The following is a 20,898-nucleotide window of genomic DNA, read 5'->3' as shown; positions in this document are numbered from 1 at the left end:
CCCCCTTGCTGTTTTCCGAGCCGACTGTAGAGGCCGGACCCGCGCCTGCCAAGCGCCCTCGCCAGGGGAAATCGCGCCTATCCCCCGCCGGGGTGCAACAGCCCGCGGACCTGCCGCGCCAGCTCGTCCAGGGCCCGGTCCTCGATGCCCATCTGCGCCAGGTGCCGGGCGGTGTTGAACAGGTAATCCGCGTTCGGCCCCCGCCCGCCCTGCGCCACGGCGATGATGCGGGCCTGTTCGTGCAGCTCCAGCGGGCCGGCATATTGGTCGTGATCGCGCCGGATCACATAGGCGATCGCCTCGACGCCGCGGCCGTCGTCCAGCGCCAGCGGCAGGAAAAGCTCGGCATAGGCGTTGGTGGTCAGCTCGCGCGCGCGCAGGCCGGACAGCGTCTCTTCCCAGTCCGGCTCGGCCACGCGCAGCGCCAGGCCCCGGCAATGCGCCCCCGGATCGGCCTCCAGCCCCAGGACCAGCCCCGGCGTCTCGCTGGTGCCGCGATAGACGATCGAGCGCAGGCAGAAGCTGCGGGCATAGCCGTCCAGCGTCGCGGGCACCATCTCGGCCACGGGAAAGCCCGGATCCCACATCAAAGAGCCATAGGCAAAGACCCAATGCTCCGGCCGTTCACCCATTCTTTACCCCGGTGCCCTAGATAATTCGGTCAGGAAAAACTTAGGACAGCAGGGCCGGCGTTCCAAGACGCCATGAAAACCCCGAGGACCGGATGCGCCGATTGCTTGCCCCCCTGATCGTTCTTGCCCTGATCCTGGGCGGCCTGTGGCTGGGCGGGGAAAGCCTGATGGCGCAGCAGCTGCGCCGGATCGCGGCCGGACAACCCGCGGCCGAACTGGGCGCGGTGCAGGAACTGCGCGAGCCGGGCCGGATCGGGGTGCGCGCCTTGGCGCTGGGAATGCAGACCGACCTCGGCCGCGTCGAACTGCCGCAGGCCGAGCTTTGGCTCAGCCCGCTGCGGCCCACGGAGCTGCGGCTGGCCCTGCCGCCCGGCGCGACGCTGGACCCCGGCTCGGGCCCCGTGGCGCTGGGGCTCGGCGATGCCGCCGCCCGGCTGCGCGTGCAGCCGCTGAACGGGCTGGCCATGGCCTCGGCCGGGATCGAGGCCGGCCCGCTGACGGTCGAGGGCGCGGCGCTCGCCACGCGGCTGCACGCCGATGCCGTGCAGCGCGACCTCGACGCCGATGCGCCGGAGGCGGCCGCGGCCGCCTATGACCTGGAGCTGGACTTGGACGATCTGGAACCCGGCCTGTTCGCGACCCTGCCCCTGCCCGGCCGGCTCAGCCTGGCCGCCACCGGCCGGGTCTGGCTGGACGCCCTGCCCCGTCCGGCGACGCTGGACCCCGACCGGGCACCGCTGCCGGTGGGGCTGCGGCTCGACGATGCCGAATTGCGCCTGGGCGCGGTGCAGGCCCGCATCCTGGGCCGAATCGAGGCCGATGCCCAAGGGCGCGCCCAGGGCCGGCTGGTGCTTTACACCAGGGACGCCGAGGCGCTGTTGCAGGCCGCGGCCACGGCGGGACTGATCCCGACCAGGGTGGTGACGCTGGCCGGCACCATGCTCAAGAACATCTCGGACCTGCCGCTGCCCGAGGATGCGGGCCAGGATTTCCCGCCCCCGGCCGAGGGCGAATTGCGCCTGCCGCTCAGCTTCGCCGAGGGCAGGACGAGCCTTGGCCCGATGGTGCTGGGCCCGGCCCCGGCCTTCCCGCGCCGCTAGGGCCCGCGCCGCTAGCAGGCTGCTGAAAAAGGATTTTGAGAGGGCGACGCAGCGGAAATCGTTCTGGATCCAGCGAATATCGGCCCGGAAATGGGGTGTTTTCGGCAATTTGAGGCGGATTTCCCGGTTCCCCGCCCACGCTGTCCTGTCGCAAGGACTTTTTCAGCAGCCTGCTAGGGCTTGGGCGTCTCGCCCGCCGCCAGGCTGCGGCCGAAATCCGGTGCCGCGGTGTCCTGCCCGGCCTCGATGATGCCGCGCCGGATCGCCCGCGTGCGGGTGAAGTAATCGTGCAGATGCGCCCCGTCGCCCATGCGGATCGCGCGCTGCAGCACGAAAAGCTCCTCGGTAAAGCGGCCCAGGATGTCCAGCACCGCCTCCTTGTTCTGCAGGAACACGTCGCGCCACATGGTCGGGTCCGAGGCGGCGATGCGGGTGAAGTCCCGAAAACCCGCCGCCGAATACTTGATGACCTCGCTTTCGGTGACGCGCTTGAGGTGATCGGCCACCCCCACCATGGTATAGGCGATCAGATGCGGCGTATGGCTGGTCACAGCCAGCACCAGGTCGTGATGGGCGGCGTCCATCGCCTCGACATTGGCGCCCATGGCACGGATCAGCGCCGACAGCCGCTCGACCGCCGCCGGATCGCTGTCCGCGGCGGGGGTCAGCAGCCACCAGCGGTTGCGAAACAGCGCGGCAAAGCCCGAACGGGGGCCGGAATGCTCGGTCCCGGCCAGCGGATGGCCGGGGATGAAATGCACGCCCGCGGGGATATGCGGCGCCACCGCCTCGATCACCGCCTGCTTGACCGAGCCCACGTCGGTCACGGTCGCGCCCGGCTTCAGATGCGGCGCGATCTCGGCCGCGACCGCGCCCATGGCGCCCACCGGCACGGCCAGCACCACCAGGTCGGCCCCCGCCACCGCCTCGGCCGCGCTCTCGGCCACGCGGTCGGCCAGCCCGATCTCGCGCGCGACGGCGCGGGTCTCGGGGCTGCGGGCATGGCCCACCACCTCGCGCGCCAGCCCCGCCTCGCGCATGGCCAGCGACATCGAGCCGGCGATCAGCCCCAGCCCGATCAGCGCCACCCGGTCATAGATCGCGGCCATCAGCGGCTTCCCGCGCGCTCGGCCATGAACTGGCCGATGACATGGGCCACGCGCCGGCAGGACGCCTCGTCGCCCACGGTGATGCGCAGGCAATGCGGCAGGCCGTAGCCGGCGACGCGGCGCACGATCAGCCCCTGCGCCTTCAGATATTCGTCGCAGGCCCCCGCGGTTTCCACATCGGCAAAGCGGGCCAGGATGAAATTCGCGCAGGAGGTGTCCGAGGGCACGCCCTTCTCGGCCAGCGCCTCGGCCAGCCAGGCGCGCATGCGGGCATTCTCGGCCTGGCAGCGGGCGATATGCTCGCGGTCGCGCATGGCGGCCTCGGCCCCCTCCAGCGCGACATTGGACAGGTTGAAGGGGCCGCGGATGCGGTTCAGCACATCGACGATCTCGCGCGGGCCGTAACCCCAGCCGACGCGCAAGCCCCCCAGCCCGTAGATCTTCGAGAAGGTCCGGGTCATGAACACGTTGGGCAGCCGGCTCGCCAGCTCGGCGCCGCCATCGTAATCCTCGACATATTCGGCATAGGCCGCATCGACCACCAGGATCGCCTGCGGCACGGCGCGGGCCAGCCGCTCCAACTCCGGCAGGCCGATCATGGTGCCGGTCGGGTTGTTGGGATTGGCGACGAAGATCAGCCGCGTGCGCTCGCTCGCCCCGGCGATCAGCGCGTCCACATCCGTCACCCGGTCGCGTTCGGCCACCTGCACCGGGGTCGCCCCGGCGGCATGAGCCGAGATGCGATACATCAGGAAACCATGCTCGGTGAACAGCACCTCGGTCCCCGGCCCGGCATAGGCCTGGCACAGGAAATGGATGATCTCGTCCGAGCCGACGCCGCAGATGATGCGATCCGGGTCCAGCCCATGCACCTCGCCGATGGCGGCGCGCAGCCCGGCATGGTCGGTATTGGGATAGCGGTGCAGCGCATGGGCGGCGCGGATCACCGCCTCGCGCGCCTTGTCCGACGGCCCGAAGGGGTTCTCGTTCGAGGAAAGCTTCACGACATTCTCGACCCCCGCCACCTTCGAGGCCCCGCCCTCGTAAAGCGAGATCTCCATGATGCCGGGTTGCGGAGCGATGGTCGTCTGGTTCTGCGACATGGCGGCCCTCTTGCAAGCCCGGCCGTCTTAGCGCCCGGAGAAAGGCTTGGAAAGCCTCGTCGGCCCGCCGCCTTCACCGTTTTCCAAATACTCCCGCGACGGCGCGCGGCATGCGCCGGCGCCGCCGGTCTCCCCCGGCTTCTTCGTTCCGAAAATACCCATGCAAGGCCGCAGCCGGCCCGGCGGTGCCGTCACTCGGCCGCCAGCGCCTTCTCCAGCTCGGGCAGGAAGCGGTTGGTGTAATCCTCGCGCACCAGCGGCCCGGCATAGCGGTAAAGGATGCGGCCCGAGCCGTCGATGATGAAGGTCTCGGGCGGCGCGGTCACGCCCCAGTCGATCGCCACCCGCCCGCGCGGATCGGTGGCAAGCGCGTGATAGGGGTCGCCATGCTCGGACAGGAACCCCAGCGCGGCGCCCTCGGGATCCTTCAGGTCGACGCCATAGACCGGCAGCTTGGCCGAAAGCTCGGTCAGCGTCGGATGCTCGGCGCGGCAGGGCGGGCACCAGCTGGCCCAGAAATTCACCAGCTTCACCCCCGGCTGGCGCAGCATCTCGTCGGTCAGCTGCACCTTGCCGGGCAGCGTGGTCTCGCCGACCGAAGGCGCCTCGCGCCCGATCATGGCCGAGGGCAGCGCGTCGGGATCGTCGCGCAGCAGCGCCCAGCCGGAAAGCCCGGCGAAACCGGCAAACACCGCCACCGGCAACAGCATCATCGGCGAGATCCTAGCCACGGCGCTCATGCTCCTGCAATTCGCGGCGGGCGCGGGCATTGGCCAGCACGGTCTGGACGACGATGCCGACCAGCAGCACCAGGCTTGCGCCATAGGCGGCCAGGACGGTCCCGGCATATTTGCCAAGTTCGGTCATGCGCGATTCTCCCTTGCCAGCAGGGCCGCCAGGCGGCGGCGGCGGATCTCGGTCCGGGTGCGGACCAGCAAAAGCGCCAGGAACAGCAGGAAGAACCCCGCCATGGTCAGGTAGAGCGGATAGCGATAGACCGCCGACATCCGCTCGCCCGGCGCCATGGACAGCGAGGCGCCCTGGTGCAGCCCCTGGTTCCAGAAATTCACCGCATAGCGCGACAGCAGCGCAAAGACCGAGCCCACGAGGCACAGAACCCCGGTCAGGTCGGCGGCGCTGTCGGGATTCTCGACCGCCCCCCACAGCGCCATATAGCCCAGATAGAACAGGAACAGGATCAGAAACGAGGTCAGGCGCGGATCCCATTCCCACCAGGTGCCCCACATCGGCTGGCCCCAGATCGCCCCGGTGATCAGCGCGATCAGCGTCATCACCGCGCCGACGGGCGCCGCGGCCTTGGCGGCCAGCGCGCTGACGTGGTGGCGCCGGACCAGCCAGATCAGCGAAGTCACCAGCATCATCAGCCAGATGTTGATCGCCATCAGCGCGGCGGGGACGTGCAGGAAGATGATCTTGACCGTCGATCCCTGCTTGTAGTCCTGGGGCGTCAGAAAGCCCCAGACCAGCCCCGCCACGGTGCAGACCGCCGCCGCCGCGGCCACCCAGGGCAGCACGGCGCCCGAGGTGCGCATGAACTTGACGGGGTTGGCATATTCCCAGATTGACATGTTCGCTTCCTAAATCGGGCGCGTCGCCCGCTCAAGTGGCCAGTGGTCGCATTCACCGCAGATTGACACGCAGCGCAGCGGCTGCGGCAAAGGGCGCCAGGGCCAATGTGGCCAGCGTGATCGCCGCCAGGAAGACCAAAGGCGTCACCGGATCGGCCCCTGCGGCACCGCGCCGCACCGCCTCGGCCCCGAAGATCAGCGTCGGCACGTAGAGCGGCAGCACCAGCAGCGACATCAGCAGCCCGCCGCGGCGCAGCCCCACCGTCACCGCCGCGCCGAAGGCGCCCAGCATCGACAGCGCCGGCGTGCCCAGCATCAGCGAGGCGACCAGCCAGGGATAGGCCGGCCCCGGCAGGTGCAAAAGCAGCCCGAAGACCGGCGCCGACAGCGCCAGCGGCAGGCCCGTCACCAGCCAATGCGCGAAGGCCTTGATCGCCACCGTCCCCTCCAGCGGCAGGGGCGCCGTGGCCAGCAGGTCCAGGCTGCCATCCTCGAAATCCAGCGCAAAGATGCGGTCGAGCGACAGCAGGCACGAGAGCAGCGCCCCGACCCACAGGATGCCCGGCGCGATGCGCGAAAGCTGGCCGCCCTCGGGGCCGACGCCGAAGGGGACCAGCGTGCAGACGATCAGGAAGAACGCCAGCGCCAGGCCGAAGCCGCCGCCGGCGCGGGTGGCCAGCCGCAGGTCGCGGATCAGCAGCGCCTTCATCCGCGCATCCTCATTTGGCCGCCCTCATCCGAATGCCTCGTTGAAACCGGCCGGCCGCGATTCGCGGCGCGTGCGGGTGGCGCGATAGGGGCCAAGCTCCAGGATCTCGGCCTCGGGCAGGCCCAGCTCGATATGGGTGGCGATCACCGCCGCCCCGCCCCGCCCCAGATGGGCGCGCAGCATCCCGGCGAACAGCGCCACCGAATCGCGATCCAGCGATACCGTCGGCTCGTCCAGCAGCCAGACCGGACGCCCCGTCACCATCAGCCGCGCCAGCCCCAGCCGCCGCTTCTGCCCGGCGGAAAGCGCATGCGCCGGGCGGTCGGCCAGGTCGCGCAGGTTCATCGCCTCCAGCGCTCCGGCGATGTCATGGCCGCCGAAGATCTCGGACCAGAAGCGCAGGTTCTCGGCCGCGGTCAGCGCCGGCTTCAGCCCGTCGGAATGGCCGGCATAGGCGATGGCGTCGGGCGCGGCCTCGATCACGCCGGCGACCAGCGGCTGCAGCCCGGCCAGCGTGCGCAGAAGCGTGGTCTTGCCGACGCCGTTCGGCCCGCGCAGCACCAGCGCGCCGCCGGCCTCCAGGTTGAAGCTGACGCCCTCGACGGCACGCAGCCCGCCCCGCGCCACGGCCAGGTCGCGGACCGCGAGCAGGCTCATAGCGGGATCAGCGCGCAGGCCACGCGCCGGCTTTCGGACAGCGTGACGTTGTAGCTGCGCGCGGCCGAGGGCGAGTTCATCGGCTCGGCCATCACCCCCGCGGCGTCCAGCGCCGCGGCCAGGTCGCGCGGCGGAAAGGCGATCTCGGCCCCCATGCCCAGGAAAAGCACGTCCACCTGGCCGGCCAGCGCCAGCAGGGGGGCGCGGTCATCCAGCCCGCCCCAGGGCTGCACGCCCGCGGCGGTGACGATCACCGCGCCATGATGCACCACGCCGCCGACGCGAAAGAAGCCGGGGCCGTAGCCGTCCACCGGCACGGCCCCGGAAAATTCCGTCGGCACCATCATCGGCATCAGGGCGCGTCCCGGAAGGCGGCGGGAATGTCCTCGCCCGGCGCCTTTTCCTTGGGATCGGGCTTGGACCAGTCGCGCTTGACGCCCAGCCACAGCACGATGTTCTTGGCGACATAGATCGTCGAATAGCAGCCCACGATCACGCCCCAGAGCATGGCGATGACGAAGTCGCGGATCACGTCGCCGCCAAAGATCAGCATGGCGGTCAGCGCGATGGCGGTCGTCACCGCCGTCATGATGGTGCGCGACAGCGTCTCGTTGCAGGTCAGGTTCATCAGGTCGAGCAGCGGCCGCGTCTTGTACTTGATCAGGTTCTCGCGCAGCCGGTCGAAGACCACGACCGTATCGTTGCACGAAAAACCCAGCGTGGTCAGCAGCGCCGCGATGGTGGTCAGGTCGAAGCGCAGCTGGAACAGCGAGAACAGCCCGACCGTCAGCAGCACGTCATGGATCAGCGAGATCACCGCCCCCAGCGCGAACTGCCATTCGAAGCGCAGCCAGATATAGAACATGATGCCGATGGTCGCGGCACCCACCGCATAGAGGGCGGTCTTGATCAGCTCGCCCGAGACCTTGGGGCCGACCGATTCCACCGCGGCAAAGACCACCTGCGGATCGACGGTCTTCAGCGCCGCCTCGATCTCGTTCAGCTGCTCGGGCGTGACCGATCCGGTCTCGTCGGTCGTGCCGATGCGGATCATGGCGACATGCTTGGTGGTGCCGAAGGCGGGGTCGAAGACCTCGGTGATCGAGACATCGCCCAGGTGCAGATCGCTCATCGCCTGGCGATAGTCGCCGACCTCGAAGGCGGTCGGGCTTTCGGTGCGGATGGTGGTGCCGCCCTTGAAGTCGATGCCGAAGTTCAGCCCCATCACCAGCAGCAGCAGGACCGATCCGACCATGGCCGCGGCCGAGACGCCGAAGCTCAGCCATTGCCAGCGGAAGAAGTTGAAGGCGGTGTTGTCGGGAACGAGTTTCAGACGAAATGCCATGGTCCTGCTCCCTTACAAGATCAGTTCTTTGGGCTTGCGCCATTCCAGCCAGAACACGATCATCAGCCGCGTCAGGTAGATCGCGGTAAAGACCGAGGTGACAAGGCCGATGGTCAGCGTGACCGCGAAGCCCTTGACCGGACCCGAGCCCAGGAAGAACATCACCGCGGCGGCGATGAAGCTGGTGACGTTGGCGTCGATGATCGCCGACATCGCCTCGCTGAAGCCGTCGTCGATGGCCTTGACGATGCGCTTGCCGGCGCGCAGTTCCTCGCGGATGCGTTCGTAGATGATGACGTTGGCATCCACCGCCGTGCCGACGGTCAGCACGATGCCGGCGATGCCGGGAAGCGTCAGCGTCGCCCCCATCATCGACATGACCGACAGGATCAGGATGACGTTGACGATCACCGCGATCGAGGCGAAGACGCCGAACAGCCCGTAGCTTGCGACCATATAGGCCACCACGGCGACCGTGGCGATGATCGAGGACAGCCGGCCGGCGTCGATCGAATCCTGCCCCAGCTCCGGGCCGATGGTGCGTTCTTCCAGGAAGGTCATCTCGGCCGGCAGGGCGCCGGCGCGCAGCAGCACGGCCAGCCGGGTCGATTCGTCCACGTTCATCGCGCCCGAGATCTGGCCCGAGCCGGTGGTGATCGCCTGCCGGATCACCGGCGCCGAGATCACCTGGTTGTCCAGCACGATGGCGAAGGGCTGGCCGATATTGGCCGAGGTATAGGCCCCGAACCGCTTGGCGCCCGAGGGGCCGAAGCGGAAATCGACCGCCGGCGCGCCGTTCTGGTCGAAGCTCGGCCGGGCGTCGGTCAGATCCTCGCCGGTGACGACCGGGCTTTCCTCGATCACGTAATAGACGCCGGGCTCGTCCATCGAGGGCAGCAGCACATTGCCGGTGCCGGGGCGGGCATTGGCGTCGGCGGTGCGGCTGACCACCGGGTTGAAGGTCAGCTTCGCCGTGGTGCCGATCAGCTGCTTCAGCTCCTCTGCCGAGCCGATGCCGGGCACCTGGATCAGGATGCGGTCCTTGCCCTGGCGCATGATCGTCGGCTCGCGCGTGCCGACCTCGTCGATGCGGCGGCGGATGATCTCGAGGCTCTGCTGCACGGTGCGGTCGTCGGTCGCGGCCTTTTCCGCATCCGAAAGCTGCACGGTAAGCCGGTTGCCCGAGGCCGAGATCGCCAGGTCGCTTTGCCCCGCGCCGGTCAGCGAGGTGACGGGCACGGCAAGGCCGCGGGCGATCTCGACCGCCTTGGCCATCTGGTCGGGATTGCCGATCTCGACCGCCAGCTGCCCCTCGGGCGCCTGGACGCGGCGGACGGCGCCCACCACGTCGCGCTGCGCCGCCAGCGCGTCGCGCAGCTCGGGCCAAAGCGCATCCATGCGCGCCTTGTAGACATCCCGGACATGCACCTCGCCCAGAAGATGGGCGCCGCCGCGCAGGTCCAGGCCCAGGTTGACCAGCCCCGAGGGCAGCCAGTCGGGCCAGCCGGCGCGGGCGGCGGCGTCTTCCTGGGATTCGAACCCGTTGCGTTCGGCGGCGGTGACGGCGTCGTTATGCTGCTCGACCCGGCTGTAGAACAGGTTCGGCATGGCATAGAGCAGACCCAGGGCGACGAGCCCCAGGATCAGCAGACGCTTCCAGAATGGGATGTCCAGCATGGCGGGATGCGGTTCTTCAGCTGTTGGCGGCGGCGGGTTGGGTGCGGTTCACGAGCCCGGTCACGGTCGAGCGGATCACGCGGACCTTGACGCCGGGGGCGATCTCGACCTCGAGCTCGTTCTCGCGCACCGAAGTCACCTTGCCGATCAGCCCGCCCTGGGTCACGATCTCGTCGCCCTTCTTCAGCGCCTCGACCATGGCGCGATGTTCCTTCACGCGCTTCTGCTGCGGGCGGATCATCAGGAAATACATGATGACGAAGATCAGGATGAGCGGCAGGAACGAGGCGAGTCCTGCAGCGCCGGAAGCGCCTCCGGCGGCCTGGGCATAGGCGGGGGTCACGAGCATTAAGTCTATCCCTGTGCTGTCGTTCTCCGGGCGATCCCCCGGCGGAATTGGCGCGCACCCTATCCGCGGCTCGGACCGATGGCAAGAAAGCCGATGGCTGCTCGCCGCACTGGCGCAGGGGGGCTCCGCCCCCGTCCTTCGGACTCCCCCGGGATATTTGGGCACGAAAGAAAGGCCCGCGCTTCTTTCGTGTCAAAATATCCTGGGGGAAGCGCGGAACGCGCTGGGGGCAAAGCCCCCGCTGAAAGGTGCCGTGGACACGGGCGGCGGGCTGTGGCAGGTCAATGCGGGCCAAGCCTAGCAAGGGGGATCACGATGGCTGAGGACAAGGCGCCCCATCCCGCGCCGGACCATCCCGCACTGGCCCGCGATGCGGCCGACCGCACCGGCATCCGCCGCCTGCTGGCGATCATGGCCGCGCTGCGCGACCCGCAGGCCGGCTGCCCCTGGGACATCGAGCAGGACTTCGCCTCGATCGCGCCCTATACCATCGAAGAGGCGCATGAGGTCGCCGACGCCATCGCGCGCGAAGCCTGGGACGAATTGCCCGGAGAGCTGGGCGACCTGCTGCTGCAGGTGGTTTTCCACGCGCAAATGGCGGCCGAGGCGGGCATGTTCGACTTTGCCGACGTGGTCGAGAAGATCTCGGACAAGATGATCGACCGCCACCCGCATATCTTCGGCGACGAATCCCGCGACAAGTCGGCCGCCCAGCAGATCAAGGATTGGGAGGCGATCAAGGCCCGCGAACGCGCGGCCAAGGCGGAACGCGGCGTGCTGGACGGGGTGGCGCTTGGCCTGCCGGCGCTGACCCGCGCGGTCAAGCTGCAGAACCGCGCCGCCCGCGTCGGCTTCGACTGGCCCGGCCCGGCCGAGGTGCTGGACAAGATCACCGAGGAGGCGCGCGAGTTGGTCGAGGCCAGGGGCGGCTCCGATCACGCCCATTTGACCGAGGAATTCGGCGACCTGATGTTCGTGATGGCGAATCTGGCCCGGCATCTGGAGATCGACCCCGAGGAGGCGCTGCGCCTGGCCAATGCCAAGTTCACCCGCCGCTTCCGCTCCATCGAGGCGGCGCTCGCCGCCCAGGGCCGCCGCCCCGAGGACAGCGACCTGGCCGAGATGGACGCGCTGTGGAACGAGGCCAAGGCTGCCGAACGCGCCTGATCCGCTGGCCGCCCTGCCGCCGCTGGCAGGGATCGAGCCGCTGCGCGTGGCGCGCGACCGGCCCGACCGGCTGGTGGTGCAGGTCCGGCTGGACGGGCAGCCGGCCTGGCTTCGGCAGTTCCGCGGCGCCGATCCTGCCGCCGGCGTGAGCCAGGCCCTGGCGCGGCTGCATCGGGCGGCCGAACTGCTGGGGCAGGATCTCGACGCCGTCGCCCCGCCCCTGCTGGCCCTGCCCGAACGCGGCATCCTGATCACCGCGCCGGCTCCGGGCCGGCCCATGGCGCAGCTGCTGGCCGAGGCGGACCCGGTGGAACGCGCCGCGCTGATCGCGCGCATCGGGGTTTGGCTGCGCCACCTGGCCGCCGCGACGCGCGCCCGCGGCACCTTCGGCCCGCGCTTCTGGCTCAACGGGCTCGAGGCGCGGATCGCGGCGGCCTCGGGGGGCTGGATCGACGCCGACCTGGTGGCCGGCCACATGCGGCGGATGCGGGCCGAGGCCGCCCCGCTGCGCGGCGCCGCGGTCGAGCGCGGGCTCTGCCACGGCGACCTGACGCCCGACAACCTTTTCGCCGACGAGCCCCGCCCCGGCGCGCTGCGGCTGACCGCCATCGACATGCAGGGCGCGACCGAAATGGCGCTGGCCCGCGACATGGCGCGGCTGCTGGTCTGGCTGGAAAGCCGGCGTGCGGAGCCGCCGGGACGGACGCGGGACGGGATCGCCCTGGCCGACTGGCAGGCGCTGGCCGGGGTGCCGGGCCTGCTGGCGCCGGACCAGGCGCCGATCCTGCGCTTCCTGGTCGGGGAATTGATGCTGGCCTATTATCTCGACAGCGCCCGCCAGCCGGTGCGGCGCCGGGCGCTGGTCCGGGCGATACGGGCCTGGGCCAAGGACAAGGTCACGCCGGCGCCATGACCTCGGCCAGCGCCGCATCATAGACCGCCAGCGCCTCGGCCCGGTCGCGGGCCCGCGATGCGCCTTCGGACAATTGCCGCCGCCAGCCGCGCGCGCCGGGACGGCCGTGGAACAGGCCCAGCATGTGCCGCGTTGCCTGATGCAGCCGCCCGCCCTGGGCAAGATGCGCATCGACCAGGTCGCGCAGCGCCCGCGCCGCCTCCAGCGGACCGGCAAAGCGCGGCTCCTCGCCCCACAGCCGGTCGGCCTCGCCCAGGATGTCCCAGGGCTGGTGATAGGCCGCGCGCCCGACCATCACCCCGTCCATCGCCCGCAGGTGATCGCGCACCGCGTCGAGCGAGGCGATGCCGCCGTTGACCGACAGGTGCAGGTCGGGAAACGCCTGCTTCATGCGATGCACCAGCGGATAGTCCAGCGGCGGAATCTCGCGATTCTCGCGCGGCGACAGGCCCTGGAGCCAGGCCTTGCGGGCATGGATGGTCATGCGGCGCACGCCCACGTCGCGCATGCGGGCGATGAAATCGGGCAGCACCGCCTGAGGCAGCTGATCGTCCACGCCGATGCGGCATTTCACCGTGACCTCGACCGGGCTGGCGGCGACCATCGCCGCGACGCATTCGGCGACCAGTTCCGGCCGGGTCATCAGCACGGCGCCGAAACAGCCCGATTGCACCCGGTCGCTGGGGCAGCCGACGTTCAGGTTGATCTCGTCATAGCCCCAATCGGCGCCGATCCGCGCCGCCTCGGCCAGCTGCACCGGGTCAGAGCCGCCCAGCTGCAACGCCACCGGATGCTCGGCCGCATCGAAATCCAGGAGCCTGGCCCGGTCGCCGAAAACCAGCGCCGGGGCCGTCACCATCTCGGTATAAAGCAGCGTGCGGCGCGACAGCAGCCGGTGAATGCGGCGGCAGAGGCTGTCGGTCCAATCCATCATCGGCGCGACGGAAAGCCGCGCGTTGTTGTTTTTGTTGACGAAATTATCCGTCTCAGCCATTTCCAGCACTGGTCGCGCCGCCCGATCCTGTCTTGTTCCCGCCTGCGAATCGCGGGGTCTTGGCAAATCCCAGGGAACCACCGCCCCGGCGCCGCTCCGGGAACGGCATCGCCGTCTATACCGCACCGGCACCGGCAGCGCCACCTTGGGGATTCGACCGCCGAAATCATCAAGAGGCGCTTTCCGGGATATTGAAAAGCCGCCCATGAGGCGGCTTCATTGTCGCGACAACCATCGGCCGGTCATAAACGTCCGGCCAGGTTTTGTCAGAACCGATACGACGCCCGGATCTGGACCATATCCGCATCAAGGTCGATATTGGTGCCGTCCACATCCGAGAAATCGGCATGGCTGTATTCCAGGCCGGCCGAGAAATTGTCGGTCAAAAGGAAATCGGCGCCAATGCCATAGGTCAGGCCGGTTTCCTTGGCATCCTCGCCCGAAAGACGCGCGGCACCCAGGGTCACATAGGGCTGGAACTTGCCCATGTCGTAGCCGGCACGGGCGCGCAGGCGCCACAGGTCCGCGCTGCCGTCGAAATCGTCATGCTCGACATTGTTGTAGTCCAGTTCGCCGCCCAGGACGAACTGGCCGAAATCACGCAGATAACCGGCGTGCAGGCCAAGCGCGTCGAAATCGCCCGCATCGACGGTGACGCCGGGAACCGAGGCGTCGAGGTTGCCCTGCCCGTATTGGAGACCGGCGTAGAACCCGGTCCAATCGACATCGGCGCGGGTTTGCGCGACGGCCACCGGCTGCTCAACGACCGGAGGAACATATCCCCCGGCAAAGGAGGCGCCCGCAACAAGGCTGGCTGCAAGGCTGGCTGCGGCGGCATAGAATGCAGCTTTCAACTTCATCTCCGTAAGTCATGCGAATGCTCGCCGGCGGCACATATCGGCAAAGCCGCGCCCGGAAAAGCGGCCGGAAAAAGCCGCGAGGGTGATGTGATATTTTTATGACTCGGGCAGTTGCATATCATGCCTGCGCCGGAGCTTTATAAGCTCAAGCCGACGATCCCGCGCCGATGAAAACACGACATCCTAGCCGCGGCACAGCAGGCCGCCGCCCTGCCCCAGGCAACCGACGGGGCGCTGCCCTGGACCGGGAATCGCTGGGGCGCAAGCCGCACCGCGTTCAAACGGCCGTCGCCTGCACGGATCATGATCCGTCCGGCTTCTTGCGCTTGGTGGCTGATTGGATGGTACCGCCTCCCCGGCTCGAACGGGGGACCTCTAGATCCACAATCTAGCGCTCTAACCAACTGAGCTAAGGCGGCACAGGCGGGTATCTAGCGCCAGCCACCGGGCTGCGCAAGCCCGTCTTGCCGGAAATTCGCATGCGGGTTAAGGAAAATCCCCGGATCCATGAGGCCAGGCGCCAGGAGAGCCAGCATGAGCATCAACAGCCAAAGCGACATCGCCGCCAATCTTCAGATCGGCCCCACCGACCGCGGCATGGTCAGGATCTATGTCGAGGCCGAGAACGTCGACCTGCCGCTGGACTTCGACCCCGACGAGGCCGAGGAAATCGCCGAGGAACTGCTGGCCGCCGCCGAGGCCGCGCGCAGCATCGGCGGCCCTTCGAAACCCGGCAAGGACGTCAGGAAGCCGCGCCGCTGATCCCCATCGGATCGGTCAGCGCCAGAAGCCGCGCGGTCGAGACGCGGGCGATGTCGCGCAAAAGCCGGCTGCGCCGCGCCCCGGCCAGCCGCGATTCGGGGGCCATGCGCACCAGCTCGGCCCCCCAGCTGTCGGCGCGGATCAGGCCCGAGCCCTGGGGCAGCAGGTCTTCGGGGAAATCGGCATCCACCGCCCAGAAGAAGCGGTCGCAGAACTGCAGATAGCCCTGCCATTTCCGGTCCGAGACGAAATCGGCCCGGCAGCTCTTGCATTCGACGACCCAGATCTCGCCCCTGGGCGTGACCGAGATCACGTCGACCCGCAGCCCGCCCGCCGGCACGAATTCCGGCAGCGCCGCATGGCCCAGCCCGGCCAGCATCCGCGCCACCCCGCGCGCAAGCCGCTGGCCCGGCAGGGCGGGCAGAAGATCGGCGGTCGGATCGGCGGCGCTGTTCATGCGTCCACCATGAACGAAAGGGAAACATTGCGCAAGCTCGCGCCGCCCTTGCAGCCCATGGGCGGCCGTCCTATCTTTGGGCTGGCGGGTTTCTGCTCTTCTCGTGCGCGGCCATCTTTCTCACTGGCCTATAACTTCACCGAGGGGGCTGGCTCTGTCGGGGCCCTGGTCCCGTTATCCGGTTCCCACCTGGACATCCAGGCTTTCGGGGAAACCTGCGCCGCCACGGTCGCTGCGGTTCCCGCCACCGCTTTTCCCCCTGCTCCCGATGCAAAAAGGGGCGGCCCGAAGGCCGCCCATGGAGAGAGAGGAGGGATCTTCTTTCTTCTGCTCGATCAGAAGCCGTAGACCAGCGACACGCCCAGCGTGTTGTCGGTGCGGGTCGCGCGATCCGAAACATACTCGGTCTTATAGGAAATCCGGGTCGCGAAGGCTTCCGTCATCTTGAAGTTCAGACCCAGTTCGTTGGTCGCGGTATCGTTCGCGTCCGAGGTCAGATAGTCGGTGTCGTTGGTGATGAAGAACTGGTCGTTGATCCGGTGATAGAAACGCGACGACAGCAGGTAGCCGACTTCGGTTTCCGTGTTGTAGTCGTAGGTCTCGGCGACCGGGTCGATCACGTCCACGGCCTTGGTGTAGCGCACGCCGACGGCGGCCTGCACGCGCCAGGCGGTGGTGTCGTTGTTGATCACGCGGTAACCCGGACCGACGCCGAAATAGGCGTCACGCTTCAGGCGGCCGTCCAAGTCCGCGAAGCTCTCGTCGGTGGCCAGGCTGACCGGATCGTTGGCCAGCGCATCGGTCGTCAGACGACCCAGAGCGAAGCCGTAGAAGCGATCGTTGATGTCATACATGCCTTCGTAGATGACATAGGTCTTTTCGGTATCCGTGTCGCCGGCATTGTTCTCGCCGTATTCAAGCAGGATACCGACCGATTGCGAGAAGCGGCCCTGGTTCGACGACAGGCGGCCGGCCAGGCTGAAGTCCTGGTTCTCGCTGTTGCCGGTGCGGCCGACGTAGCTCAGCGCGACCGAGCCGAACACGCCTTGGCGGCGCTCGGGATTGCCGAAGCGATAGGCGTCGGACGAGCGGTCGAAATCGTCGCGGACCGCCTCCTCGACGTCCCGCATCTGTTCGTTGACTTCCGTGATGCCGGTGGCATCGGCGCCCGTGGCGATTTCGGATTGCGCGAAAGCCGGGGCCGAGAACGCGGCGGCCAGGGCGGTGGCACCGGCGAGGTAAGCAAGCGTCTTCATTGTGTCAGTCCTTTTCCGAACCGTTTCGTGTCCGTGGCACCGCCCTTGCGGAACCACGAGCATCTCTGCTGGCCCAGAGGTAGAACCGTCGCGCCCGACGATAAAGAGGCCCGGAAAACTGCGCAAAAACTCGCAAAAACGTGAAATTCGGCGGGAACCTGCCCATCGGCGGAAAACGGATCATGCGAAAACGTGATGAAACCTTTTCGCCCGCCGGTTGCACGGAATTTTCGGCGCGGCCTCAGGCGGGTAACAGGGCACCACATTGCTAACGAAAGATGACAATGCTGAAACACCGGGATGACGGCAGGGAGTTGCACAAAAAAAAGGCACCGGATCGGCGCCTTTCCGAGATGAAATTGTTGCGAAAGGTCCACAGTGGCGACGCAAAAATGCAGCGCCTGCCGGGCGGGCCGCGAAGATCAGCGCGGGCGGGTGGCGGCGGGGGCCATGGCGGGCGCGGGGTTGGGGCGAATCCGCTGCCGCAGGCCGCCGCCGCGGCCATCCTTGCGCGCCATCAGCATGATGCGGATGCCGAACTGCACCCCCGAGAACAGGATGGTGTGGAATACGACCAGCATCAGCACCGCGATCCAGCCGCCGCGCGTGGCCGTCACCAGATGCCGAAGCGTGCCGACATCCAGCGCCAGAAGCAGCGCGGTAAAGGCCAGCGCCAGCGCGAAGCCGATGGCGATGCTGACGATATAAAGCCGGACGAGTTGCGGCATCTTTTTTCCCGGAACAGACAAGCCCGGCCATTCTAGCGCGGATCGCGGCAAAGCCCGAGGGGAAAATCCCGCGCGCCCCGCGTCAGAATGCCTCGGGACGGGCCTCGCGCGCCATGTGGTCCAGCACGGCGTTGACGAATTTCGACTCGCGCCCCTCGGCGAAGAAGGCCTGCGACAGGCGGACATATTCGGCGATGACCACCTTGGGCGGGGTCTTGGGCGTCACCAGCTCGGCGCCCGCGGCCCGGAAGACCGAGCGCAGCACCGGGTCGATGCGGCCGATCGGCCATTTCGCCACCAGCGCCCGGTCGGTCATCTGGTCGATCCGCGACTGCCAGGTGACGGCATCGTCCACGATGCGGGTGAACAGCGCCTGGTCGGCCTCGGCCGAGACCATGTCCTCGTCCTCGTCCTCGCGGCCGATGCGCCAGTTCAGGAACTCGCGCTGCACGCGGTCGGCGGACTGGCCGCCCGCCTCCATCTGGAACAGCGCCTGCACCGCATAAAGCCGCGCGGCCGCGGCGCGGGCCTGCCGCGCCTGCCGGTCGCCGTCGCGGCGCGTCTTGTCGCCCGCCCCGCTCATGCGCTGCCCGGCCCGTCGATCTCGCCGGCCAGCTTGATCACGTCGCGCGGCACCGGGGCGTCGCCGCGCGGCGATTGCCCGGCCCAGCCGCGCTTGAGCGCGATCAGGTGCAGCGCCGCGGCCGCGGCCCCGCCGCCCTTGTTCTGGCCCTGCGGATCGGCGCGCAGCTCGGCCTGGGCGGTGTTTTCCACCGTCAGGATGCCGTTGCCGATGCAATGGCCCTGCAGGCCCAGCAGCATCAGCCCGCGCGAGCTGTCGTTGCAGACGGTGTCGTAATGCGTCGTCTCGCCGCGGATCACGCAGCCAAGCGCGACATAGCCGTCGTAAAGGTTGCGGCCGGCCGCCAGGGCGATGGCGCTGGGGATTTCCAGCGCGCCGGGCACCTCGACCAGATCGACGGTGGCACCGGCGGCCTCGGCCACGCCGCGCGCGCCGGCGATCAGCCCGTCGGCGATCTGGCGGTAATAGGGCGCGACCACGATCAGCAGGCGCGCGCCGCCCTCGATCCGGGGCAGCGGCAATTGGTCATGTTCGATGCTGGCGGCCATTTCGTCACTCTTTGGGAATCGAGCGGGTGGAATGGATCGAAAGCCCGTAGGCGTCAAGCCCGACCACCTTGACCGGCGCCGAATTGGTCAGCACCACCAGCTCGGACAGGCCGAGCGCCGAGAGGATCTGCGCCCCCAGCCCGTATTGGCGCAGCACATGCGAGGAAACCTCGTCCTGGCGCGGCAGGCGCGGCTCGAGGTCGCGAAACAGCACCACGACGCCCCTGCCCTCCTGGGCGATGACGCGCATGGCGGCGTCCAGGGTGCCGGCGCTCTCGCGCCCGATCCCCAGGACGTCGTGCAGCGGGTCCAGCACATGCATGCGCACCGGCACCGGGCCGGGCGCGGTCAGGTCGCCCTTGGTCAGCACGATATGCTCGGCCCCCGAGGTCTCGTCGGCGAAGATGCGCATCATCCAGTCGCCGCCGTGGATCGAATGCACGGCGCGCTGGCCGCGCTCGGCGATCAGGTTGTCGTGGCGGCGGCGATAGGCGATCAGGTCGCTGATGGTGCCGATCTTCAGCCCGTGCTTCTGCGCGAATGCCACCAGGTCCGGCAGCCGCGCCATGGTGCCGTCCTCGTTCATGATCTCGCAGATCACGCCCGAGGGGTTCAGCCCCGCCAGCCGCGCCACGTCCACCGCCGCCTCGGTATGGCCGGCGCGCACCAGCACGCCGCCCTCGCGGGCGCGCAGCGGAAAGACATGGCCGGGCGTGGCGATGTCGGCCGCGCCCTTGCTGGGGTCGATGGCCACCGCGACGGTATGGGCACGGTCATGGGCCGAGATGCCGGTGGTCACGCCCTCGCGCGCCTCGATCGACATGGTGAAGGCGGTCTCGTGCCGGCTGGAGTTCTTGGGGCTCATCAGCTGCAGGCCAAGCGCGTCGATGCGCGGGCCGGGCAGCGACAGGCAGATCAGCCCGCGGCCATGGGTGGCCATGAAGTTGATCGCCTCGGGCGTGGCCATCTGGGCGGGGATGACCAGGTCGCCCTCGTTCTCGCGGTCCTCGTGGTCGACCAGGATGAACATGCGGCCGTTGCGGGCCTCGTTGATGATCTCCTCGATGGGAGAGATCGCGTCGGACCAGTCGCGCTCGACCGGCCCCGGCTTTTCATACTGCATCCGCCGCTCCTGCAAAGAATTGCCGGCCGGTGACGAAACCCGCCAGCCCGCCTGCCACCATCATTTCCCGCTCATGCCCGGTCTCGCCGATCATCAGCACCGCATCGCCGGGCAGGCCCCGTGCCCGCAGCCAGCCCTTCATCCCGTCCCGGATCGCCGACCAGCTGGCGCCAAAGGGCGGCAGGCGTTCGGCCGAGACCGCCCCGATCTGCACCGCGATCGCATCGGGCGCAAGCCCCGGCGCGCAGCCCAGATGCGGCGCGGCGGCACTTTCGGCGATGCGCCGGCGCTCGGCCGCGCCGACCGGCTGGCCGTCGCGGAACACCCCCAGCGCATTCGTCGAGTAAAGAAACGCCACCAGGTCGCGCCCGGTCGTCGCCCGCACCCCGGCATAGGTCTTGTAGTCCAGCCCCAGCTGCCTGGCCCGGCGGACCTGCATGCGCACCACCTCGACCGGCAGCCGCGCGCCCAGCAGCTCGCGCCGCGCCACGGTCCAGGCATGGACGCGAAAGCCGCGGCCCGCCTCGGGGGACAGCGCCGGGCCGCGGTTATGGCCGATCCCGGCCATCAGCCCGCCTCGGCCAGCCGCGCGACATAGCGCGCCAGCGTGTCGATTTCCAGGTTCACCTCGTCGCCCGGCTGCACCTCGCCCCAGGTGGTCACGGCCTGGGTGTGGGGGATGACGTTCACGCCGAAGCGATCGCCCTCGACCTCGTTCACCGTCAGCGAGGTGCCGTTCAGCGCCACCGAGCCCTTGGGCGCGATGAAGCGCGCCAGCGCCCTGGGCGCGCGCAGGGTGATGCGGGTGCTGCCGCCTTCGTCGCGCATCTCCTCGATCACCGCGACGCCGTCGACATGGCCCGAGACGATATGCCCGCCCAGCTCGTCGCCGACGCGCAGCGCGCGTTCCAGGTTCAGCCGCTTGCCGGGCGCCCAGCCGTTGGCGCCGATGTTGGTCTTGGAGATGGTCTCGGCCGAGATGTCCACGTCGAACCAGTCCGCCCCCTTCTCGACCACGGTCAGGCAGATGCCGTCGCAGGCGATCGAGGCGCCCAGGTCCACCCCCGCCATCTCGTAATGGCAGGAAATCCGCGCCCGCATGTCGCCGCGCATCTCGACGCGGGATACCTCGCCGATATCGGTGATGATGCCGGTAAACATGGACGCCCCCTTCCTTTGGCTGCCCGAGAACTAGAGCCTCGGCGCGCGATCTTCAAGCAAAGCCGCAGCCGGGGGC

General features: G+C 68.8%; 26 protein-coding genes and 1 tRNA gene. 4 read left to right on the top strand and 23 right to left on the bottom strand.

The window, feature by feature from the left end; all coding sequences use genetic code 11:
- Positions 1-77 precede the first annotated feature (77 nt).
- Complete coding sequence (locus tag KF941_RS03695) at positions 78-632, bottom strand: gamma-glutamylcyclotransferase (protein ID WP_214272572.1); 555 nt, start codon at positions 630-632, stop codon at positions 78-80.
- 92 nt (positions 633-724) lie between these two features.
- Here KF941_RS03695 and KF941_RS03690 point away from each other — a divergent pair, with 92 nt between their 5' ends.
- Positions 725-1,732 carry a DUF2125 domain-containing protein gene (locus tag KF941_RS03690; RefSeq protein ID WP_214272571.1) on the top strand — a complete coding sequence of 336 codons (1,008 nt, stop codon included), beginning with the start codon at positions 725-727 and terminating at the stop codon, positions 1,730-1,732.
- Positions 1,733-1,905: 173 nt separating this feature from the next.
- On the opposite strand, the gene KF941_RS03685 is transcribed toward KF941_RS03690, so the two are convergent.
- The 11 genes from KF941_RS03685 to yajC form a co-directional block, all read right to left on the bottom strand.
- The gene (locus tag KF941_RS03685) at positions 1,906-2,841 is read right to left on the bottom strand and encodes a prephenate/arogenate dehydrogenase family protein (RefSeq protein ID WP_214272570.1); all 936 of its coding nucleotides are present in this window, start codon (positions 2,839-2,841) and stop codon (positions 1,906-1,908) included.
- Entirely contained in the window at positions 2,841-3,944 is a 1,104-nt protein-coding gene (hisC, locus tag KF941_RS03680) for a histidinol-phosphate transaminase (RefSeq protein WP_036759374.1), read from the bottom strand. The genes KF941_RS03685 and hisC overlap by 1 nt, the downstream gene beginning before the upstream one ends.
- Positions 3,945-4,135: 191 nt before the next feature.
- A complete protein-coding gene (locus tag KF941_RS03675) occupies positions 4,136-4,654 on the bottom strand; it encodes a DsbE family thiol:disulfide interchange protein (RefSeq protein ID WP_036759389.1) in 519 nt (172 codons plus the stop codon).
- A 13-nt stretch (positions 4,655-4,667) separates the two neighbouring features.
- Positions 4,668-4,811 (bottom strand): heme exporter protein CcmD, encoded by a 144-nt coding sequence (gene ccmD / locus KF941_RS03670; protein ID WP_024844546.1) that lies wholly within the window; start codon positions 4,809-4,811, stop codon positions 4,668-4,670.
- Positions 4,808-5,533, bottom strand: coding sequence for a heme ABC transporter permease (locus KF941_RS03665; RefSeq protein ID WP_036759376.1), 726 nt, complete (start codon positions 5,531-5,533; stop codon positions 4,808-4,810). Before KF941_RS03665 ends, ccmD begins: the two co-directional genes overlap by 4 nt.
- 52 nt (positions 5,534-5,585) lie before the next feature.
- A complete protein-coding gene (ccmB, locus tag KF941_RS03660; RefSeq protein WP_036759377.1) occupies positions 5,586-6,242 on the bottom strand; it encodes a heme exporter protein CcmB in 657 nt (218 codons plus the stop codon).
- Positions 6,243-6,266: 24 nt separating this feature from the next.
- On the bottom strand, positions 6,267-6,899 hold the full coding sequence (ccmA, locus tag KF941_RS03655; protein WP_114534713.1) for a heme ABC exporter ATP-binding protein CcmA: 633 nt from the start codon (positions 6,897-6,899) through the stop codon (positions 6,267-6,269).
- Positions 6,896-7,252 (bottom strand): Mth938-like domain-containing protein, encoded by a 357-nt coding sequence (locus tag KF941_RS03650; RefSeq protein WP_214272569.1) that lies wholly within the window; start codon positions 7,250-7,252, stop codon positions 6,896-6,898. The genes ccmA and KF941_RS03650 overlap by 4 nt, the downstream gene beginning before the upstream one ends.
- Entirely contained in the window at positions 7,252-8,244 is a 993-nt protein-coding gene (secF, locus tag KF941_RS03645) for a protein translocase subunit SecF (RefSeq protein ID WP_214272568.1), read from the bottom strand. Before secF ends, KF941_RS03650 begins: the two co-directional genes overlap by 1 nt.
- Before the next feature lie 12 nt (positions 8,245-8,256).
- Entirely contained in the window at positions 8,257-9,921 is a 1,665-nt protein-coding gene (secD, locus tag KF941_RS03640; RefSeq protein ID WP_036759382.1) for a protein translocase subunit SecD, read from the bottom strand.
- Positions 9,922-9,937: 16 nt separating this feature from the next.
- Positions 9,938-10,270, bottom strand: a complete 333-nt coding sequence (yajC, locus tag KF941_RS03635; RefSeq protein ID WP_036759383.1) for a preprotein translocase subunit YajC — start codon at positions 10,268-10,270, stop codon at positions 9,938-9,940.
- Positions 10,271-10,681: 411 nt separating this feature from the next.
- Here yajC and mazG point away from each other — a divergent pair, with 411 nt between their 5' ends.
- On the top strand, positions 10,682-11,437 hold the full coding sequence (gene mazG / locus KF941_RS03630; protein WP_240540341.1) for a nucleoside triphosphate pyrophosphohydrolase: 756 nt from the start codon (positions 10,682-10,684) through the stop codon (positions 11,435-11,437).
- Between the two features lie 46 nt (positions 11,438-11,483).
- On the top strand, positions 11,484-12,350 hold the full coding sequence (locus KF941_RS03625; RefSeq protein WP_346428958.1) for a phosphotransferase: 867 nt from the start codon (positions 11,484-11,486) through the stop codon (positions 12,348-12,350).
- Here the strand turns inward: KF941_RS03625 and dusA are convergent.
- The 3 genes from dusA to KF941_RS03610 all read right to left on the bottom strand — a co-directional run bounded on the left by dusA (position 12,334) and on the right by KF941_RS03610 (position 14,623).
- Entirely contained in the window at positions 12,334-13,344 is a 1,011-nt protein-coding gene (gene dusA, locus KF941_RS03620) for a tRNA dihydrouridine(20/20a) synthase DusA (protein WP_214272567.1), read from the bottom strand. The genes KF941_RS03625 and dusA overlap by 17 nt on opposite strands.
- 266 nt (positions 13,345-13,610) lie before the next feature.
- Positions 13,611-14,204, bottom strand: coding sequence for a porin family protein (locus tag KF941_RS03615; protein WP_214272566.1), 594 nt, complete (start codon positions 14,202-14,204; stop codon positions 13,611-13,613).
- Between the two features lie 342 nt (positions 14,205-14,546).
- A tRNA-His gene (locus KF941_RS03610) sits at positions 14,547-14,623 on the bottom strand.
- 115 nt (positions 14,624-14,738) lie between these two features.
- Between KF941_RS03610 and KF941_RS03605 the strand changes: the two genes are divergently transcribed.
- Positions 14,739-14,966, top strand: a complete 228-nt coding sequence (locus KF941_RS03605) for a DUF6324 family protein (protein ID WP_024844535.1) — start codon at positions 14,739-14,741, stop codon at positions 14,964-14,966.
- Here the strand turns inward: KF941_RS03605 and KF941_RS03600 are convergent.
- The 8 genes from KF941_RS03600 to KF941_RS03565 form a co-directional block, all read right to left on the bottom strand.
- Positions 14,947-15,423, bottom strand: coding sequence for an MmcB family DNA repair protein (locus tag KF941_RS03600; protein ID WP_036759385.1), 477 nt, complete (start codon positions 15,421-15,423; stop codon positions 14,947-14,949). The two genes, KF941_RS03605 and KF941_RS03600, sit on opposite strands and share 20 nt — an antisense overlap.
- Positions 15,424-15,758: 335 nt before the next feature.
- A complete protein-coding gene (locus tag KF941_RS03595; protein ID WP_036759386.1) occupies positions 15,759-16,679 on the bottom strand; it encodes a DUF481 domain-containing protein in 921 nt (306 codons plus the stop codon).
- Between the two features lie 422 nt (positions 16,680-17,101).
- Positions 17,102-17,407 (bottom strand): hypothetical protein, encoded by a 306-nt coding sequence (locus KF941_RS03590; RefSeq protein WP_072462862.1) that lies wholly within the window; start codon positions 17,405-17,407, stop codon positions 17,102-17,104.
- Positions 17,408-17,489: 82 nt separating this feature from the next.
- The gene (gene nusB, locus KF941_RS03585; RefSeq protein WP_036751013.1) at positions 17,490-17,990 is read right to left on the bottom strand and encodes a transcription antitermination factor NusB; all 501 of its coding nucleotides are present in this window, start codon (positions 17,988-17,990) and stop codon (positions 17,490-17,492) included.
- Positions 17,987-18,538 carry a 6,7-dimethyl-8-ribityllumazine synthase gene (locus tag KF941_RS03580; protein WP_072462861.1) on the bottom strand — a complete coding sequence of 184 codons (552 nt, stop codon included), beginning with the start codon at positions 18,536-18,538 and terminating at the stop codon, positions 17,987-17,989. Before KF941_RS03580 ends, nusB begins: the two co-directional genes overlap by 4 nt.
- A gap of 4 nt (positions 18,539-18,542) precedes the next feature.
- Positions 18,543-19,661, bottom strand: coding sequence for a 3,4-dihydroxy-2-butanone-4-phosphate synthase (ribB, locus tag KF941_RS03575; protein WP_036751019.1), 1,119 nt, complete (start codon positions 19,659-19,661; stop codon positions 18,543-18,545).
- Positions 19,651-20,229 carry a hypothetical protein gene (locus KF941_RS03570; RefSeq protein WP_214272565.1) on the bottom strand — a complete coding sequence of 193 codons (579 nt, stop codon included), beginning with the start codon at positions 20,227-20,229 and terminating at the stop codon, positions 19,651-19,653. The genes ribB and KF941_RS03570 overlap by 11 nt, the downstream gene beginning before the upstream one ends.
- Positions 20,229-20,822, bottom strand: coding sequence for a riboflavin synthase (locus KF941_RS03565; protein WP_214272564.1), 594 nt, complete (start codon positions 20,820-20,822; stop codon positions 20,229-20,231). Before KF941_RS03565 ends, KF941_RS03570 begins: the two co-directional genes overlap by 1 nt.
- Between the last annotated feature and the right edge of the window lie 76 nt (positions 20,823-20,898).

Origin of the sequence: Paracoccus sp. pheM1, from assembly GCF_018499825.1 — a bacterium.
Classification (GTDB): domain Bacteria; phylum Pseudomonadota; class Alphaproteobacteria; order Rhodobacterales; family Rhodobacteraceae; genus Paracoccus; species Paracoccus versutus.
This window is presented reverse-complemented; position numbering and strand designations above follow the sequence as displayed.